General features: G+C 61.5%; 13 protein-coding genes. 4 read left to right on the plus strand and 9 right to left on the minus strand.

Annotated features, from left to right (window positions below; all coding sequences use genetic code 11):
• Positions 1 to 122: 122 nt before the first annotated feature.
• Positions 123 to 1,751, minus strand: a complete 1,629-nt coding sequence (locus Q0367_RS07775) for an acyl-CoA dehydrogenase family protein (RefSeq protein ID WP_297630659.1) — start codon at positions 1,749 to 1,751, stop codon at positions 123 to 125.
• Between the two features lie 266 nt (positions 1,752 to 2,017).
• On the opposite strand from Q0367_RS07775, the gene Q0367_RS07780 reads away from it, so the two are divergent.
• From Q0367_RS07780 to Q0367_RS07790, 3 genes are all read left to right on the plus strand, one after another.
• On the plus strand, positions 2,018 to 3,565 hold the full coding sequence (locus Q0367_RS07780) for an FGGY-family carbohydrate kinase (RefSeq protein ID WP_297630657.1): 1,548 nt from the start codon (positions 2,018 to 2,020) through the stop codon (positions 3,563 to 3,565).
• Between the two features lie 80 nt (positions 3,566 to 3,645).
• Positions 3,646 to 5,439: a sulfatase-like hydrolase/transferase gene (locus Q0367_RS07785; RefSeq protein WP_297630654.1), complete on the plus strand. Its 1,794-nt coding sequence runs from the start codon at positions 3,646 to 3,648 to the stop codon at positions 5,437 to 5,439.
• A 154-nt stretch (positions 5,440 to 5,593) separates the two neighbouring features.
• Entirely contained in the window at positions 5,594 to 6,346 is a 753-nt protein-coding gene (locus Q0367_RS07790) for a YceI family protein (RefSeq protein ID WP_297630651.1), read from the plus strand.
• Positions 6,347 to 6,356: 10 nt separating this feature from the next.
• Here the strand turns inward: Q0367_RS07790 and Q0367_RS07795 are convergent, their stop codons facing one another.
• From Q0367_RS07795 to Q0367_RS07820, 6 genes are all read right to left on the minus strand, one after another.
• The gene (locus tag Q0367_RS07795) at positions 6,357 to 7,496 is read right to left on the minus strand and encodes a lysylphosphatidylglycerol synthase transmembrane domain-containing protein (protein ID WP_298981436.1); all 1,140 of its coding nucleotides are present in this window, start codon (positions 7,494 to 7,496) and stop codon (positions 6,357 to 6,359) included.
• Entirely contained in the window at positions 7,493 to 8,644 is a 1,152-nt protein-coding gene (locus Q0367_RS07800) for a CDP-alcohol phosphatidyltransferase family protein (protein ID WP_298981437.1), read from the minus strand. Before Q0367_RS07800 ends, Q0367_RS07795 begins: the two co-directional genes overlap by 4 nt.
• A gap of 15 nt (positions 8,645 to 8,659) precedes the next feature.
• The gene (locus tag Q0367_RS07805) at positions 8,660 to 9,421 is read right to left on the minus strand and encodes an FkbM family methyltransferase (RefSeq protein WP_298981438.1); all 762 of its coding nucleotides are present in this window, start codon (positions 9,419 to 9,421) and stop codon (positions 8,660 to 8,662) included.
• Positions 9,422 to 9,707: 286 nt separating this feature from the next.
• The gene (gcvH, locus tag Q0367_RS07810) at positions 9,708 to 10,106 is read right to left on the minus strand and encodes a glycine cleavage system protein GcvH (protein ID WP_298981439.1); all 399 of its coding nucleotides are present in this window, start codon (positions 10,104 to 10,106) and stop codon (positions 9,708 to 9,710) included.
• Between the two features lie 34 nt (positions 10,107 to 10,140).
• Positions 10,141 to 11,232: a glycine cleavage system aminomethyltransferase GcvT gene (gcvT, locus tag Q0367_RS07815; protein ID WP_298981440.1), complete on the minus strand. Its 1,092-nt coding sequence runs from the start codon at positions 11,230 to 11,232 to the stop codon at positions 10,141 to 10,143.
• A 138-nt stretch (positions 11,233 to 11,370) separates the two neighbouring features.
• The gene (locus tag Q0367_RS07820; protein WP_298981441.1) at positions 11,371 to 13,053 is read right to left on the minus strand and encodes a beta-N-acetylhexosaminidase; all 1,683 of its coding nucleotides are present in this window, start codon (positions 13,051 to 13,053) and stop codon (positions 11,371 to 11,373) included.
• Between the two features lie 195 nt (positions 13,054 to 13,248).
• Here Q0367_RS07820 and Q0367_RS07825 point away from each other — a divergent pair, with 195 nt between their 5' ends.
• Positions 13,249 to 14,325 carry a Gfo/Idh/MocA family protein gene (locus tag Q0367_RS07825; RefSeq protein ID WP_297630630.1) on the plus strand — a complete coding sequence of 359 codons (1,077 nt, stop codon included), beginning with the start codon at positions 13,249 to 13,251 and terminating at the stop codon, positions 14,323 to 14,325.
• Positions 14,326 to 14,575: 250 nt separating this feature from the next.
• Here Q0367_RS07825 and rpoD read toward each other — a convergent pair whose 3' ends face one another.
• Entirely contained in the window at positions 14,576 to 15,895 is a 1,320-nt protein-coding gene (gene rpoD, locus Q0367_RS07830) for an RNA polymerase sigma factor RpoD (RefSeq protein ID WP_297630626.1), read from the minus strand.
• Between the two features lie 188 nt (positions 15,896 to 16,083).
• The gene (locus Q0367_RS07835; protein WP_298981442.1) at positions 16,084 to 17,022 is read right to left on the minus strand and encodes a class I SAM-dependent methyltransferase; all 939 of its coding nucleotides are present in this window, start codon (positions 17,020 to 17,022) and stop codon (positions 16,084 to 16,086) included.
• Between the last annotated feature and the right edge of the window lie 59 nt (positions 17,023 to 17,081).

Here is a 17,081-nt window from a genome sequence, read left to right on the forward strand (position 1 = left end):
TCTCCCGCTCTCCACCTCTCCCGCTCTCCACCTCTCCCGCTCTCCACCTCTCCCGCTCTCCACCTCTCCCGCTCTCCTCCTCTCCCGCTCTCCTCCTCTCCCGCTCTCCACCTCTCCCCTTCTCACTCCGCCGGGAAAGCCTCCACCAGCTTTTTGCCGACGAAATCCATGTCGTCGAGAAGGCCGGCCTGCGCTGCATAGATGGCCGGGAGATGCAGCGAGTTGGCGAGATTGGGATCGCTCTGTCCGGCGCCGATGGCCCAGCGCAGGCCATCCGTCGCAATCTTCAGCGCCGCGTCGCGCGCGTGGATGCGACTCATGGCCTGCAGCGTCTCCGGACTAAAGGGCATGGCCTCGGTCGGGTGGGCAATCGAGCGCTCGGCGAAGACGGCGGCGGTCTCGGCGAAGGCGATCAGCTCGCCCAGGCGGAAGAGAACATGCTGATTGCGCGTCAGGCGGTCGAGGCGCGCACGCTCCAGCAGGACGGCCAACGCGCGCATGGCCAGCGCCGCCGTCGCTGCGCCGCTGTTGTCGTTGGTGCGCGCCAACGCCTCTAGCCGCGCCGCCCAGTCGTTGTAGTAGGCGCCTTTGGTCTTGAGATGGAGCTGCCAGCGGTCGCGGCTGATCGTCCACTCCATGATCTCGGAGGTGCCTTCGTAAATGGTCGTGATGCGCACGTCGCGCTTGATTTTTTCGACCATGTATTCGCGCGTATAGCCATAGCCGCCCAGCGCCTGAATCGAATCCTCCGCCGCTTTGTTGCCGGCCTCGGTCGCCATATATTTCGCCACCGCGCCTTCGGTCTGCTGGTTGGGGTCGCCGCTGTCGATGCGCTCGGCGGTCCATTCGATATAGGCGCGCGACGCTTCCAGGCGCACGGCGTTGGGGACGATCAGCTTATCCATGTAGCCCTGCTTCTGGTTAAGCGTGGCGCCGCCCTGCACGCGCGTCTGGCTGTAGCGGATCGCCCGCTTGAGCGCAGCCCAACCGGCGCCCAACCCAAACGCCGCCACCATGAGGCGGGTGTAGCCGAAGACGGCCTGCGCCTGCGCCAGCCCCTGTCCCTCGACGCGCCCCATCAGCCGGTCGGCGTCCACATAAACGTCTTCCAAGAAGAGGGCGGCGGTGTTGCTGGCGCGGATGCCGTGCTTGTCCTCCGGCTTGTTTTTGGTGAAGCCGGGCGCATCCTTCTCGACGACGAACCACGACGGGCCGCCGGGCGCCATCGCCAGGATCGTGTAGATGTCGGCGACGCCGCCGTTGGAGATCCACTGCTTGCGGCCGGTGAGTTTGTAGCCTTTGAGTTCGCCGTTTTCGTAGACGGGTACAGCCTTGGTCTTCAGCTGCGCCAGGTCGGAGCCTGCCTGCGGTTCGGTGGCCCCGTAGGCAACCAGCAGCCCCTCGTTGGCGATGCGGCTCATCCAGTAGTGGCGTTGATCCGGCGCGCCGCCGACGACGATAGGGTCGGCGCCAAGAAAGGTGGCGAGCACGCCGGTGGCAATGCCGAGGTCGATGCCGGCCATGGCCTCTGAGATGCGATACACGTCGTAAGCGCCGCCGCCGAGACCGTCGTCCTCCTCGCTGATGAAGACCAGATGCAGGCCGATGTTGTTGTAAAGATCGGAGAGCACCTCCGCAGGGAAACGATCTTCGTGGTCAAGTTCCAGCAAAAATTCCGGCGTCAATTTCTTTTCTGCGTACTTTTGAAGCGTGGAGAGAATTTGTTCGAGTTCTTTGCGATCTAACGCCATAGCAGGTTTCTCCTTCCGTTCCCCTTCGTACAGATTCCCAGCGTGTTGTGGTGCAGTGGTGGGCAAGTTGCTCCGGACACTGCCAATTTACCTTGTGAAAGTTGTCACATATCAGTGATAGAAATAATCAGCGCCTCGGGACAAGTGTCACTTTGTCCATAAGGGAGAGAGACGTCAGGTTTGACGTCCCCGCCGCCGACGGTTAACATGGCTGATATTCATGCGTCAGGCTGCTCAGCCACACACCAAACGGGCATCCAGCGTCTATGCGCGACCACATCCTTGCGATTGACAACGGCACACAGAGCGTGCGCGCTCTGATCTTCGACCTTCACGGCAATCTGCTGGCCAAATCGCAGGTCTACATCGAACCCTATTTCTCCCGTCAGCCGGGATGGGCCGAACAGAACCCCGAATACTACTGGGCTTCTTTATGCGAGGCCTGTCAGAAACTGTGGAAGCAGCCGCAGGCGGACAAGATGCGCATCGCCGGCGCAGCGCTCACGACGCAGCGCGCCACCGTGATCAACGTGGACAGCCGCGGCAGACCGCTGCGCCCCGCCATCGTCTGGCTGGATCAACGGCGCACGCCGGGCCTGCCGAAGATCGGTGGGATCTGGGGGTTGATCTTTCGCCTCACGCGCATGACCGAAACCGTTGCATATATCCAGGCCGAGGCCGAAGCGAACTGGATTCGCGTGCATGAGCCGGAAGTCTGGGCGGAGACGTACAAATACCTCTATCTTTCCGGCTATCTCACCTACAAGTTGACAGGTCGCTTCGTAGACTCGGTGGGCTGTCAGGTTGGCTTCATGCCCTTCGACTACAAACGGCTGCGCTGGGCGGCGAAGTGGGACTGGAAATGGAAAGTCGTTCCGATGGACCCATCAATGCTGGCGGAGTTGGTTCCTCCAACGCATCCGCTCGGCGAAATCACGGAGCAGGCGGCCGAGGCGACAGGCATTCCCCAGGGCTTGCCGTTGATCGCCGCCGCTGCAGACAAAGCGTGCGAGGTGATCGGCGCCGGCGCGCTGGAGCCGCATATCGGCTGTTTGAGCTACGGCACCACCGCAACGATCACGACCACGCAAACGCGTTACATCGAGCCGATCCCGCTCATTCCCCCTTATCCGGCGGCGATTCCTAATGCATACAACCTGGAAGTTCAGATCTATCGCGGCTTTTGGATGGTGAGTTGGTTCAAACAGGAGTTTGCCCAACGCGAGCTGCTCGCAGCCGAGGCGCAAGGGATCGCGCCCGAAAAACTGCTGGATGAGCTGGTGGCGAATGTGCCCCCCGGCTGCGAAGGGCTGATCCTTCAACCCTATTGGTCGCCGGGCATCAAGGTGCCCGGCCCCGAAGCGATGGGCGCCGTGATCGGCTTCACAGATGTGCACACTCGCGCCCATTTGTATCGGGCAATCCTGGAGGGGCTGGCATATGGCCTGCGCGAAGGGAAGGAGCGCCTGGAGAGGCGCGCCGGCGCCCCGATCACCGAGTTGCGCGTTTCAGGCGGCGGCTCTCAGAGCGACGTCGCCATGCAGCTCACGGCGGACATCTTCGGCCTGCCTGCGGTGCGCCCCCATATTTATGAAACGTCCGGGCTAGGCGCCGCGATCGACGCTGCGGTGGGGCTGAAACTCCATCCCGATTTCCCCACCGCGATCAAAGCGATGACGCGCCCCGGCCAGGTCTTCGAGCCGAATCACCGCACGCATCTCATGTATGACGAACTGTATCGCCGCATCTACCTCCGCCTCTATGATCGCCTGAAACCGTTCTACAAAGAAATTCGCAGAATCATCCGCCGCTGATCGGGATCATTGTCCTTATTTGATGCGGAGCGCCGTTTTCAGTACAATTTTGAGATTCCACAGGCGCAAGGTGATTTTGTATGGCAGAGCCTTTGTTGGACGTTCGCTTGCACAAGAGGTATCCCAATCTCCTGTTTTGGCTTTCGTTTTTCGTTCTCAACGCCTTGCTCTTCCTGCCCATGGCCATGGTGAGCGAAGAGAACGCATTGGCGCCGCCTGCGCCGCCGGCGGAAGGGGGGTGGCAATCGGCGCTCAGCCAACTCCTGATCTGGCGTGAATCTCTGGATCCCTGGCGCATCTCCGCCGAATTGACCCTGATGACGACGCTGTGGGTGTGGTTGGGGAAATGGCGACGAAAATGGCTGGGCGCACTCTTTGGACTGCTCTATATGCTGATGTTGGCCTACTCGATCTATGAAGCGATCGTAATCGGAATCTATCTACTGGAGCCTTCGTTCTACAGCCAGTTCTTTCTGGCGCGCGATGGGCTGCCCTTCCTGGCGGAGCATGTCAACGCCCGCTGGGAGCTCTACCTTGTCGGGGGGGCGCTGGTTTTGATTGCAGGCTGCGCCATCGTGATCGCACTGTGGCGCACGTTGCTGACGAGCGGAGCGTCTTCTGGCCTCAGCCGCAGCTCGCGCCTGATCATGGCGGGGCTCGCGCCGGTCACCCTGCTCGCACTGGCGCTGTATCAACATTACACGGCGCGGCCGGAGATGGTGGTCAGCAGCTTCGGATACAAGCTCCAGCGCAATATCGAAGCCTCTCTCGAAATTTACCAGGATGTCATCAGTTTCGACGACAACCTGGTGCGCCACGTCTACGATTACAGCGGCCATCGACTGGCGCACAAGCCGGACATCTACATCATCTTTGTCGAGTCCTACGGCAGCGTGCTATATAAGCGCCCTCATTTTACACCAGCGTATCGCGCCTTACTGAGCGAGCTGACGGAACTGTTTAACATTGAAGGGTGGCATGTGGCGACGACATTGAGCGAAGCGCCGACGTGGGGCGGCGGCTCCTGGCTGTCTTACACCACCACACTGTTTGGGATGCGCATCGACAACCATCCGCAGTATTTGGATTTACGCAACAAATATCAGGTGGAGCGCTATCCCAGCCTGGGCGCCACCTTGCACGATCAGGGTTATCATTATGTCTGGCTTTCGGCGCTGGATGAAAACATCTCCGAAGTGGGCTGGTCAAAATATACGCGCATGCTGGCGGTCGATGAACTCATCCGCTACAGAGATATGGGGTTCGTCGGGCCGCGCTACGGCTGGGGGCCGGCGCCGCCTGACCAGTGGGTGCTGCACTGGGCGTATGAACATTTGAAGAGCAAGACGGATAAGCCGCTGATGTTTTTCACCATCACGCAGAACTCGCACTATCCATGGGCGCCCCATCCCACCCTGGTGGAGGACTGGCGCGCGTTGAACCAACCGGGGCCGGAGCCGGAGCCGGTCGACCCGGAGACGATCGGGCTGGACGCCATGCGCGCCAACTATTTGAACGCCATCGACTATCAGCTGCGCATGTTGACGCAGTGGATCCTGGATGTAGGCGACGAAAACAGCATCTTCGTGCTCATCGGCGACCATCAGCCGCCGGCCGTCTCCCGTCGCGCAGACGGGTGGGCGACGCCCGTGCACATTCTCAGCAAAGACGCCGCCTTCATCGAAGCCTTCGCGGAGTATGGCTTCGTTCCCGGCCTGGAGGTGAACGATCTGGAGCCAACGCTGCGACACGAAGGCTTCTATTCGATGTTTATGCGCACGCTGCTGGGCCGTTACGGAGCGAACCGAATCGCTCAACCCGCTTATCTGCCGGAAGGCATCCTGCGCGAAGCCGTCGATACCGCCGATTATTGACCTTCAAGCAATTCTTTTTGAGGAGGCTTCGACGCTTCCTGAAAGCTTGTAGATGTAGGAACAGGATAGCGCTCACCGGATCGAACGGAGAAAAATTTTGATCGATCTCCCTCAATCCATGCGCTTTGGGCTAGCGAGAGAAAGGAGTCAACCCATGTCTTTCCGCATTGTCAGGTGGCTGACGATTTTTCTTATGGGCGTGTTGATGGTGGGATGTGCTATGCCGCTCGCTCCTGCGGTTACGCCGCAGGCCCCACAACCTGCTGAGTCTCCGGAGGCTACAGTCGAAGCGGAAGAACCTGCCGACGCTGAGGCCGCCACGCCGGGCAGACCGGTGTCGGGTCTGCGCACGTTCGTCGTTGTGCCGGAAGCTTCGCGCGCTTCCTACCTGGTGGATGAAGAGTTCTTCGGCGGTGCGCTGGCGAAACTCGGCATCCCGGCTGGCCTCGCCAAAGTGGTTGGCAGCACGCAGGCCATCGAAGGACGCCTTCAGTTGAACCTGGACGACCTCTCGGCGCCGTTGGGCGAAAATATCTTCACCGTGCGCATCAACACGCTCACAACCGATCGAGAGGACCGTGACCAGTGGATTCGAGAGAACGGCCCGCGGCTGGACAGCTTCCCCATCGCCACCTTCGTCGCTAAAGCGATCGAGGGGGCGCCCGCCACCTACAACGAAGGCGAGGAAGTAAGCTTCAAGCTCTCCGGCGATCTCACGATCCGCAACATAACGCGGCCCGTCACCTTCGATGTGAGGGCGAGCCTCAACGGGGACACGCTCACAGGCGTCGCCACCACGCGGCTGTTGATGAGCGATTTCGGCATCGAGCAACTCAGCTTCGCCAACACGCTGACCGTCGCCGACGAGTTTGGCCTGGAGATCCACATCACGGCGAAAGAGGAGTGATTAGAACTTCTCACCTTTCGGGCGGCGTCGAGCCGCTCGAAAGGTCAAGGAGTTCGGGCAGGACGGCGCCGCTTTCATCGGTGGATGAAGCGCTTTTCCGGCTCTTCGCCAGCAGCACGCCGGCCAACCCCAGGCCGGCGACGCCGAACAGCACGTCACGCGCGCGGATCAGCAGGCTCAGGCTGACGCCCGCAGCGGAGGACTGTCCAAGCATGCGCATCGCCAGCGCCTGGCTTGCCTCCAGGGCGCCAATGGCCGCCGGCATCGGCAGCAGAATGGCGATGCGCGCCGCCAACAGCGCCGTGATCGCCTCGGCGATCGTCAATCTCATGCCCAACACGGCGGTCATCAGCCAGAACTCCCCGATGATGGCGCCCCAGCTCAGCAGGGAGGCGCCGACCGCAAGCAATAAAAATCCCGGATGATTGCGGCAGAGCGCAACGCTTTGCGCTTCGCTGTTGTAAATGGCGCGCGCCCAGCGCGTCTCCGTGAATGGACGGAACGCGCTTCCGCGGTATGCGCTCCACCGCTGTCCCATCCGATCGAACACCTTCAACAAGGTGGAGAGCGGTCGCCCTCCGGCGAGCAGCGCAATCAGCAGGCTCAACGGCGCCAGCAACAGCGCCACGGTCGTGAATAAAAGCTGCGTCTGGCCGATGCCCAGCATAGGATGCGCCTGGACGAGGAAGAGCGCGCCGAGCGTGAGAAAGGTGAAATTGGTCGTCATCTCTAGCGTCTTGTCGACGACCACCGCCGCCACCGAAGCTGAGAGCGGCACCCCGTGGCGCGAGGAAACCAGATAGACCTGAAGCGGTTCGCCGCCAAAATGCGGCCCCGGCGTGAAATAGCTGACGGCGAAGGTGGCGAGACGATAGCCGATCAACAGCGCGTAAGAGATTCGATAGCCCTGCGCCAGGAGAAGGAGCCACCAGCGCAGGCTGAAAGTGGCCAACACAGCCAGGTTGATCAACAGCAGCAGCCCAATCTGTTCAGGCTCCAGGCGGCGCAGACGCTCCCACACCTCGCGCAGGTCGACGGCTCGCAACGTCAACCAGAGCAACGCAATCGCAAGCGCCAACCAGATAAGCTGAACCGCCAGCCTGCCGGGCTGAAACCATTGTCTCGCCCGCTTGCGCAGCGCCCTTGTCATGAGCGGCCTCCGTTGCGCGCCCCAAGCTTTGCGTGCAGATAGTACTCTTCAGGTCGCCACAGCGACCAACGACCGCTGCCGATATGCAGAATGTACACGCTGCACGCCAGGAGCAGCGCGTTCACCCAATGCAGCCCTATCGTCGTCGCATCGAACGCAGCGAAAAAGGCAAGCGCCAATGCGCCTGCCCGCCCGACGACGCCAAGCAGCACAGAGCCGACGGCCAGCGCCACCACAGGCGCCGCCCACAAAGGGATGGCGTCGCTTTGTCGGAGGAGCCAGATTGCAAGCAGCGCCGCCAACAGTCGGACAACAAAGGGGGACTGCTCTTCGATGAGCCATTTGGCGCGGCGTCGCAGCGAGTGATAGCGCGGCGAATCTGCGTCGATCGCTGCGCTGACCGCCAGCCAGTCGCGGCCAAAGCTGAACGCAAGCGGGACGGCGAAGAGCCACGCAGCGAACAGGGCGACTTCGTCTCGCCACAACGGCCAGAGCGCGATGCTGATGAAGCCGGTCTGAAAACCGGCGATCAGGCGGCGATGATCGGAGGGGGGCAGTTCACGCACGGGCTTTCCGAGCCGCCGGCGCAGCCAAATGCCCAGAATGAAAAGCTGTCGCGCCATGCCCAAGATGAGATACCAGGGCGGCAGATGGCCATATTGAATCGCCAGGCCGACCGCAATCAAAATGCCAAGCCCGTCGAACTCGATGTCGAGAATGGCGCCCAACCGGGTCTCGCGGCTCGTGTAGCGCGCAACGAAGCCGTCAAAAAAATCGATGACGCGCTCGCTCATATACAGGAGGGCCGGCGCCCACGCCAGCCACCCCTGCGGCGACGGTGCAAACAGAAAGCCGGCCATCAAGCAGGTGAGCAGCCCGCGCGTCAGCGTCATGCCGTTGGCGACGCCTAAAGTCGGAAACAGCGCAGCGCCTTCAGGGGGGTGATTGAAGCGCAGCGCCCACCAGAGCACAATCATCTGCACCATCATGGCGAGCGTCGCCAGCAACAGCCACTGCAACGCATCCGCCGTCGACCAGGCGCGCCATAAGACCCAATAGCCAAGGCCAAGCACACTGACATAGATCAGCGCAACGTATAGCCATTGTCTGCGCAACTCGCCGATCAGACGCCGTTCATCATAGACCATACTCGCACCCGCCCCTCACACCCGTCGCGCATAGATGTCCCCTGAGCCGGACGCCTCGGTCAGCGTCTCCAGCCACGATAGCATTTCCGTCGCCGAGAGCCAGCGCGGCGATCCCCAGCGATGCTGTTCCCCTGGAGACCAGTTAAACTCGTAAGCTCCCAGCGTGGCAAGATAGTCAACGCACGCAAGCGCCAACGCTTTGGCGGCGCCGATATATTCAAACGAAAGCGCCGCAAGCGGCCGAGAAAGCCCGCGCAACGCCTCAAGCTCGTATCCCTCCACGTCAATCTTGCAAAAAGCCGGCTCGCCGAAGCGCTGGATCAGCGCATCCAACGTCGTCACAGGCACGGTGACGGCTCCATCCCAGCGCACGTGAGCAAAGGAGTCGCTTTGCTGCACCGCCTCGATCCACTGGGATGAAAGCGTCGAGACGGTCGGCGCGTTGGCGCTGATAAAAAGCGTCGCTTCCCCCGGTGCAGCGCCCACCGCAGCCTCGACCAGCGCGATTTCGGGCGTCCGGCCGTACCAGCTTTGCAACAAGCGCATGCAGGCGGGTTGAGGCTCCACGCCTACGATGCGCGCGCCCAGCCCCCTCCAGATGAAGAGGCGGTTGCCGACATGCGCGCCGACGTCAAAGCAAAGGTCGCCCGGCCGAATGAATTGCGCATAGAATTTGCGCATCCGGCGCAATTTGATCGGGTTCCAATAGTATACGAAGATGGAGCGCAGCAATCCTTTCCACTGCGGCGCAACGCGGTCGCCAGGCTGAACGTCCATCGCCTGATTTCACCCCTGGTCTGTGTGTTTGGGAGCCGGTGAAGACTCGTCATTGCACAATGCAGGGCGATTTTGTCGGAACGCCCGGTTGGCTGCATGGCAATGATAGCCGGAATCCTATCACAAACAAGCGCAAGACGTAGTACGCAATCTTCCTTCTGCACCAAAAACCAGAAGAGCCGCAACGGGTCTTCCACCCTGTTGCGGCTCTTTTCAGCGCTGCGACGCGCGCCGTCGATCCACCGGGAACGAGCGCGGAGCGATGCGCCCTGCATCGCTCCTACGCCTATTCCAGCTCTTCGACATATTTGTCGTACGCTTCCGGCTCCATGAGCGCAGCCAGTTCCTGTTCAAGTGCATCCGTTGGCCTGACTTTGAAAAACCATGCGTCATAGGGGCGTTCGTTGATAATTTCCGGCGTGTCCTCCAGCGCCGTGTTCACCTCGATCACCTCGCCGCTGACCGGCGCATAGACGTCCTCCGCCGCCTTGACCGATTCGACCGTGGCCGCCTGTTTTCCCGCAGTCACCGTGTCGCCGACCTCCGGCAAATCCACATACACGACATCGCTGAGCGCATCTTGGGCATAGTCCGAGACGCCGATCACGGCGACGCCGTCTTCGATGCGCACCCATTCGTGGGTCTTGGCGTATTTAACGCTTTTGTCCAGTTTGTATTTCGCCATCTTTGCCTCCTGAGTGGGGAATTGGTTGGGTTGGTTACTTGTAGCGCGGCTTATAGAAGGGCCGCTTGACGACGACGGCTTGCTTGGGCTCGCCCCGCACGATGACGTCCACTTTGGCGCCGATTGCGCTGTGCTCCGCCGGGACGTAAGCCATGGCCAGGAATTTGCCCAGCGTCGGGCTTTTCATCCCCGATGTGACATGGCCGATAACCTTGCCGTCCACGGCGACCGGGTAGCCCTCGCGCGGCACGGCTTTGTCGATCATTTCAAGGCCCACCAGCAGCCGCTCCGGTTTTTCCAGACGCACCTTGAGCAGGGCGTCGCGCCCGATGAAAGGCTTGCTCCAGGAGATCGTCCAGCCCAGGCGCGCCTCGAGAGGATTGATCTTTGCACTGAGCTCGTGCCCGTAAAGGGGCAGACACGCCTCAAAACGAAGGCTATCGCGCGCCGCCAGGCCGCAGGGCAGCAGCCCCTCTTCTTTGCCCGCTTCCAGCAATTGATTCCAAAAATCAATGACATGGTCAACAGGCGCGTACAGCTCGAAGCCATCCTCGCCCGTATAGCCCGTGCGCCCGGCGATGACATGGAGGCCGCCGATCTGCGTCTCGATGGCGGTGCGCGTGGCCACCGTGTGGAGAGGATAGTCCGTCAGCTTTTGCAAGATTTGTTCCGCTTTGGGGCCTTGCAGCGCCAACATGGCCAGATCGTCGGATCGCTCGATCAGGGCCACGTCGTAGCGCCCCAGATGGTGTTCGATCCAAGCCCAGTCCTTGGCGCGATTGGCGGCGTTGACGACCATCAGCCAGCGGCCTGAGAGTCGATACAGGAAGATGTCATCGACGACGGTGCCGTCTTCATAGCACAGCAGGCTGTAGTGAGCGTCCCCCTCCGCCATCTGCTCGACGTCCCACACTTGAATCTGTTGCAAGAACTCAACGACGTCGGGTCCGGCCAGCTCGAACTGCCCCATATGGTCGATGTCGAAGAGGCCCGCCGCCGCGCGCACAGCGTGATGTTCGGCGGTGGGGCCGGTGGGGTATTGCACGGGCAACTCGAAGCCCGCGAACTCCACCATGCGTCCGCCCAGAGCGACATGGATTTCGTAGAGTGGGGTGCGTTGCAACACAGGACGCTCCTTTGCGTTTGAGCTTATCTACGCCAACAGGGTCTTCCAGGGGCTGAACGGTTGGTGTTTCGGCATAAAAAGTATAAAACTGTGCGAATGCACCCGCAAACAGAGTGCGCCGCGGCGCCTGGCTCCAACTCAGGCGCCGCTCTCCTGCGACAGATGCTCGGCCGGCGGTTCGCCCGATTCCGCCCAGCGATCGAGATGCGCCAACGCCTCTTTCAGGTTGAAGCGCGGCTGATAGGCCTTGCGCCCTGTTCCGCCCTTTTGCCAGGGGCGCGGCCCCTCCAGCGGACGATAGTTGACGCCGTAGTGATCCAGGCGCTCCAGATGACGCGCCAGGCGCTCGCGAAAGGCGGAGAAAGGTTCGCGGCGCTCGCTCCAGCCCACCTCGGCCAGGGCGCAGAGCCGGGGGAACGCCATATATTCGAGATGCGCCTCGTCGAGGATCACCTCCCGCCAGAGCTGACACTGCACGCCCAACACATGGTGGAAGGTGCTTTTGTCCTCCCAACGCGCCGCAGGCTCATAGGTGTAGACGTCCTCCAGCGTCACCGACTGACCGATGGCCAAGGGTTCATCCGGACCGTCGTCCTGAGCGTAGTCGAAGTAGGTGGGGAAGACCGGCGCCAGGACGACGTCGTAGCCGGCGGCGGCCGCTTTCATGCCGCCTTTTTCCCCACGCCACGACATGATGGCGCTGCCCGGGGTCAAGCCGCCGTAATGGATGATCTCATCCCATCCGATCAGCCGTCTTCCGCGGTCGGCCAGGAACTTCGCAAAGTGCGCGGTGAACCAGGTGCGCATCGCTTCTGCGCTTTCGACGCCGAGCGCAGCCATGTGGGCGCGAATCTCGGGGGAATTGCGCCATGGGTCAAGCGGCGCTTCATCTCCGCCCAGATGAATCCAGGGCGAAGGAAAGATCGCCAGCAGCTCCTCCAGGATCGTTTCCAGCGCTGCGATGGTGTGCGGCAACGGGTTGACCAAATCGGAGCTGATGCCAAAGTAGGTCGCCACCTCCACTTTTTGAGCGGGGTTGCAGCCGAACTCTGGATAGGCGGCGACCAGGGCGCGTGCATGGCCAGGCAGGTCGATCTCCGGCACGACGGTGATCCCGCGCAGGGCTGCGTAGGCGACGATCTCGCGCAGGTCATCCTGCGTGTAATAGCCGCCGTGCGGCGTTCCATCGTGCGGATCCTTCGGGGAGGTGGCGAAGCCCAGGCCGGTGTGCGGACGGTGCGAGGCGATTTCGGTGAGCTTCGGAAAGGCCTTGATCTCCACGCGCCACCCCTGATCGTCGCTCAGATGCAGGTGCAGCCGGTTCATGTGGTGCATGGCCAGCAGGTCGATGAAGCGCAAGATCGTGTGTTTGGCCGCAAAATGGCGGGCCGTATCGATCATGCAGCCCCGCCAGCCAAAGCGAGGGCGGTCTTCGATCAGACAGGCGGGTGCGCTCCACTCCACGTTCGGCAACGGAGCGGCGCGCCAGTTGGCCGCCGGCAACAGTTGGCGCAGCGTGTAGACCCCGTGCACCAGGCCGGCCGGCGGCCCAGAGATCACGATGCGGCGGGCGTCGATCTCCAGCCGATAGCGCTCGCCGTCCTCCTCTTCGCTGCGCAGCACAATTTGTGCGCCCTCGGCGTCGGTGGATTCAAGGCGCAGGCCGGTGCTGCGCTCCAACTCGATGCGTAAAAGCTGCGCTGCGCCGCTTGCTCGCTCGTCGGCCGCGACGCCCACCGGAGATTTCAACATCAGTTTCCCAGGCCTCTCTTCGACGCGCCAGGGCAGCGGGACGATTGTAGAAAGTTGTAAATCCGACATAAGCGTTTCCTGACAGATAAGATGTGTGGTTGAGAGTGAATCAAGGCTGCCGGCAAAACATCATACCACAGTTTGTATAAAGCCTCGATTCTTTTGCTTTGTAGAGCGAGCAGCGGTACGATTGATCTCATTTTAAGCGTATGTTGTGTAGCAGCTTCTTGAAAAATCGAACGCAAATCGAAAGTTGAGGCATCTATGAGCACCCTTCCAGAATGGCGCGTCGCCGTCGTCGGCGCCGGCACCATCAGTCAACGCGTCCACATCCCAGTTTTCCAAAAGCAGCCGAACACCACGGTCGTTGCGGTGTGCGACGTCAACGAGGCGCGCGCCCGCGCCGTGGCGGAGGAGACGGGCGTCGCCGCCGTCTACAGCGACTTTGAGAAGATGTTGCTTGAAATCCAACCCAACATCACGGTGGTGGCGACGCCCAATGTCTTCCACAAACCGATGGCGATTGCGGCGTTGCAGGCGGGTTCGCACGTCCTGTGCGAGAAGCCTGTGGCGCTCACCTACGCCGACGCCCAAGAAATGTTTGCCACTGCGGCTGCTCAGAACCGCGTGCTGACCGTCGGCACACACTTTCGTTTTACGGCGCCGATGCAGGCGGCCAAGCGGCACGCCGAACGAGGCTTCTTTGGCCGCATTTACGCGGCGCGCACGGTCTGGCAGCGGCGCAACGGCATTCCCGGCTATGGAAGCTGGTTCACCAACAAGGACCTGGCCGGCGGCGGCGCGCTGCTCGACATCGGCGTGCATACGTTGGATCGCGCGCTGTACATCATGGGTTATCCCCGGCCCCGACGCGTCAGCGGCGTCATGTACGCCGAATTTGGCCCGCGCGGTCGCGGCCTGGGAGGCTGGGGGGCGGACATCCTGCAACCCTCCGAAGGCGCTCGGTTCGACGTCGACGACGTCGCCTGGGCGCAGGTGGTCTTTGAGAACGGCGCCGTGCTCCAGTTTCAGGTGGCATGGGCCTCGAACTATCCGGAGACGTTCGTCACCGAAATTTTCGGCGACGAGGGCGGCGCCTACATCGGCGGTTGGGATTCAGTCCAACTCTATACAATGCTCAACGGCCTCGAAGTGAAGGTCGAGACCGAACTCCCGTCGCAGCGGGGCAGCTCCTATGAACAGTTGATCAACAACTTCGTGCGACGATTGGAGGGAGACGAAAGCGCCGACATCGTCACGCCAGAGCAGGCGCTCGTGCACGTGCAGATCGTGGACGCCATCATGCGCTCGGCCACAGAAGGTTGCGAGGTGGCGCTGTAGCTCAGCTGGCGCAGCCGGCTTTGTTTCCGGGAAACGCCAGATTTTCAACAAATCCTCTGGCGATGACGGTGGGTGCGGCTTTCAGCCACACGCTCTCGATGGCACGCAAAGTCTTGAAAACCCAAGGAGGCGTAGCTGCGCGCCGGGCCCATCGGTCGCCAGAATCCTTTGCAAAATTTCATCCAGCTTCCTGATGGGAATAAAAAAACGGGGTGTTTCACGTGAAACACCCCGTTTTTGTGTGCGTCGATTACAGGTAATCGCGCAGCTTGCGGCTCCGGCTTGGGTGGCGCAGCCGACTCAACGCCTGCGCCTCGATCTGGCGGATGCGCTCGCGCGTGACGCCGAACTTCTTGCCCACTTCCTCCAGCGTATAGCAATACCCGTCGACCAGCCCAAAGCGCAGCTGCAGGATGCGCACCTCGCGCGGGGTCAGACTCTGGAAGATCTCGTCGATCACCTCGCGCAGAAGTTGCTGACCGGCGGCCTCGCCCGGCGCGTCGGCGTCCTCGTCCTCGATGAAATCGCCGAGATAGCTGTCCTCCTCTTCACCGACCGGCATCTCCAGGCTCAGGGGGCGCTGGCTGACGCGCATGATGTGCTCGACCTTGCGCGGCGAGACGCCCAGCTCCTCGGCGATCTCCTCCGTCGTCGGATCGCGGCCTAACTCCTGCACCAGCTGACGGCTGGTGCGCGTCAGGCGGTTGATCTGTTCGTACATGTGCACCGGCACGCGGATCGTGCGCCCCTGGTCGGCGATGGCGCGCGTCACGGCCTGCCGGATCCACCAGGTGGCGTAGGTGCTGAACTTGTAGCCGCGGCTGTAGTCGAACTTCTTCACGGCGCGAATCAGGCCGATGTTGCCCTCCTGAATCAGGTCCAGGAAGGGCACGCCGCGGCCGACGTATTTCTTGGCGACGCTCACCACCAGACGGCTGTTGGCCTTGATCAGATGCTCCTGCGCCGCCTGTCCGTCGCGCACGTACCAGAGCAGGCGCTCGCGCTCCTCCCAGTCTTCCACGCCTTCGGCAAGTTTCTTGCGCGCCTCGCGGCCGCGCTCCATGCGCTTGGCCAGCTCCACCTCCTCTTCGGCGGTGAGCAGCGGCACGCGGCCGATTTCTTTCAAATAAAGGCTGATCGAGTCGTCGATCTCGATCTGGCTGAGGTCGAGGTCTTCCTCTTCGATCTCGGCCTCTTCTATTTCGGCCTCGCCCAGATCGGCGAGCATGTCCGGCTCCTCCTCGCGCGGCTGACCGACCTCGATGCCCTGTTCAAACAGCGCAGCGAAGATATCTTCCAGCTGCTCCATGGAATTCTCCGCCTCGGGCATCACCCGCAGCACATCGTCGTACGTGACGTATCCCTGGGCGCGACCGAGCGCCAGCAACGACTCAAGCGCCGCCTCCGGGCTCAACGCCATGGGCGCCTCTTGTTCGCCGCCTGTATTCTCCTCAAGCGTTTCGCCGCCTTCCACGATTGTTTCTTCAATCAATTCGTCGTTCATCTCTTCCTCGAGGTCGATGCTGAAGTCGTCCTCGATGGAAGCGCGCATCGATTTTTGCTTCGCCATCTTCACCACTCCTTGATCGCCAATCCATCGTGCGATCGCTATTTAAATAGCATCCCACACGATCGAAAATTTCTCTATAACCTTCCCTACAAAACCTGTAGCCGTTTCTATAAGAAACTCTTCTGAAAATCCCCTCACAAAACCATAAGAACGCCGCCGGTTGCATTTAAGCTCGCACACACTCCAGCCTACTGCATCTTCGGCGGCTGTACGGCCTCCTTGAAATCCCACACCAATCCCCGACGCTCAAATGCGGCATGACAGACGGTGCATTCCACCCGCTGCTCGGCGCAGCGCATGAACGCCTCCGCCTGACAGTGCGGACACCGAAAGAGGCGCTCGATCGTCATCTCGCCAGACATCGGCGCAGGGCGCAGGGGATTGCCCGGCGCACCGACCTTCAGGAAGACGCTGGGCGCCAGCGGAAACGTTCCACCCGCCTGAAAGAGCCAGCTGTCCAGGCGCGCCAGCGTGTGCGCGTCGATCCGCGTCTTGAGCGCGCTCAGCCGAAAATGCGAGACCGCCAGCCGCTCTTCGATGCGCAGACCCGCCGCCTGCAAGCGCTCCTCCATCCATCGTGGATGGAAGTTGAAGTTCATCTCCACAAATTCAACCGGCTCCTGCGCCCAGGGCGACCATCGCTGGCGCCCCACCATCCACCGCAGGATCGCCTTGAGATTGCGCTTGTTGGCGTATTCGATCACGCCCACACTGTGACGGTGCAGAACCCGTCGCAGCTGCTCCAGCGCCGCCGAGACGTCAGCAAGATGATGCATCACCCGCACCATCACCAACGAGTCGAGAATGTTGCTCGCAAGCGGCAGCGTATAGAGGTTGCCGGCGACAAAAATGAAACGCTCGTCTTCCCCCAGTTGATCGACCGCCTCTTGCAACAAGCTGCGACTATAGTCGAACAGGATCACCTGCTCGTAATTCCTGTACAGGTCGGCCAGCCGCCCAAAGCCGGCGCCGATCTCGGCGATGCGTCCGCCATGGGACGGGAGGAGCCGCCGGAGCGCCAGCCGCTCAACGGCGTCCTCGTATCGCCTTCCGCTGCCCATCCAAAAATCAGCCCGGTACTGACTACCTTCGTAGTCAATCACCGGGATGGGTGACGCCTGCCGCATCTGGACAAATTCCTTCACGAATTCCGTCCGAATTTTGTGTTGCGAGCCGTCTTGACCAA

This window comes from uncultured Caldilinea sp. (genome assembly GCF_937128415.1).
Taxonomy (GTDB): domain Bacteria; phylum Chloroflexota; class Anaerolineae; order Caldilineales; family Caldilineaceae; genus Caldilinea.